This window comes from Streptococcus sp. CL8.13, from assembly GCF_049737895.1.
The window spans coordinates 1-1,520 of sequence record NZ_JBKOTT010000136.1 but is presented as its reverse complement, the minus strand read 5'-3'; the positions used below and the strand labels follow the sequence as shown (position 1 = coordinate 1,520).

General features: G+C 41.2%; 2 pseudogenes. One reads left to right on the top strand and one right to left on the bottom strand.

The features are described from left to right. A pseudogene (gene lytB, locus ACLNCN_RS04695) lies at positions 1 to 616 on the top strand (endo-beta-N-acetylglucosaminidase); the annotation flags it as partial. A gap of 187 nt (positions 617 to 803) precedes the next feature. On the opposite strand, the pseudogene pavA reads toward lytB, so the two are convergent. Further along, a pseudogene (gene pavA, locus ACLNCN_RS04690) lies at positions 804 to 1,520 on the bottom strand (Rqc2 family fibronectin-binding protein PavA); the annotation flags it as partial.

The window sequence follows — 1,520 nt, the reverse complement described above, 5'->3', positions numbered from 1 at the left end:
CCCTTATTATGAGAGTGATGGACACCGTTTTTATCACTATGTGGCTCAGAATGCTAGTATCCCAGTAGCTGCTCATCTTTCTGATATGGAAGTAGGCAAGAAATATTATTCGGCAGATGGGTTGCATTTTGATGGTTTTAAGCTTGAGAATCCCTTCCTTTTCAAAGACTTGACAGAGGTTACAAACTATAGTGCTGAAGACTTGGATAAGGTATTTAGTCTGCTAAATATTAATAATAGTCTCTTGGAGAACAAGGGAGCTACCTTTAAGGAAGCCGAAGAACATTACCATATCAATGCCCTTTACCTTCTTGCCCATAGTGCCTTAGAAAGCGACTGGGGACGTAGCAAGATTGCCAAAGATAAGAATAATTTCTTTGGAATTACAGCCTATGATACGACTCCTTACCTTTCTGCCAAGACATTTGATGATGTGGATAAGGGAATTTTAGGTGCAAGCAAGTGGATTAAGGAAAATTATATCGATAGGGGCAGAACTTTCCTTGGAAACAAGGCGTCTGGTATGAATGTTGAATATGCCTCAGACCCTTATTGGGGTGAAAAAATTGCTAGTGTGATGATGAAAATCAATGAGAAACTAGGTGGCAAAGATTAGTCCTATAATTGGATATGATTTGAGTGAATAGTAATACTCTTCGAAAATCTCTTCAAACCACGTCAACGTCGCCTTGCCGTACTCAAGTACAGCCTGCGGCTAGTTTCCTAGTTTGCTCTTTGATTTTCATTGAGTATGAATATGATTTGAGTGAATAGTAAGTTAAAAATCCTGATTTCAAGTCGAATCAGGATTTTTTCATAGATGCGATTTTTTCTGGGTCTGGTGTAACACGGAGGGTCTTTTGTCCTGTGTAAGTGACAAAACCTGGTTTGCCACCAGTTGGTTTATTGAGTTTCTTGACTTCAATCATATCTACCTGGACCAGATTTGACAAGCGACCTTGAGAGAAGTAGGCGGCTAGCTCTGCTGCGTCTGTTTTGACTTCATCAGATGGATCAAGATTGCCTGAGATGACTACGTGGCTTCCAGGAATATCCTTGGCGTGGAACCAAAGTTCCTCCTTGCGTGCCATTTTAAAGGTTAGTTCCTCATTTTGCAGGTTATTGCGGCCGACATAGATGATGGTTTTGCCATCGCTTGCTAGATATTGTTCTGGCTTTTTGCGCTTCTGAATTTTTTCTCGCTGTCTTCTGCGGATAAAGCCAGTTTGAATTAATTCTTCACGGATTTCAGCGATTTCTTCTAGTCCAGCTTGGTTGAGGACGGTTTCTACACTTTCCAAATAGAGAATGGTTGCCTTGGTTTCCTCAATCAGGTCAGTCAAGTATTTGACAGCTTCTTTGAGTTTCTGGTAACGTTTAAAGTAGCGTTGGGCATTCTGGTTGGGAGTCAGAGCCTTATCAAGCGCAATCGTGATAGGTTGATTAGTATAGTAGTTGTCTAGGATAACCTGGTCTTGGTCGTTAGGCACTTGGTGGAGGAAGGTTGTTAGCAATTCTCC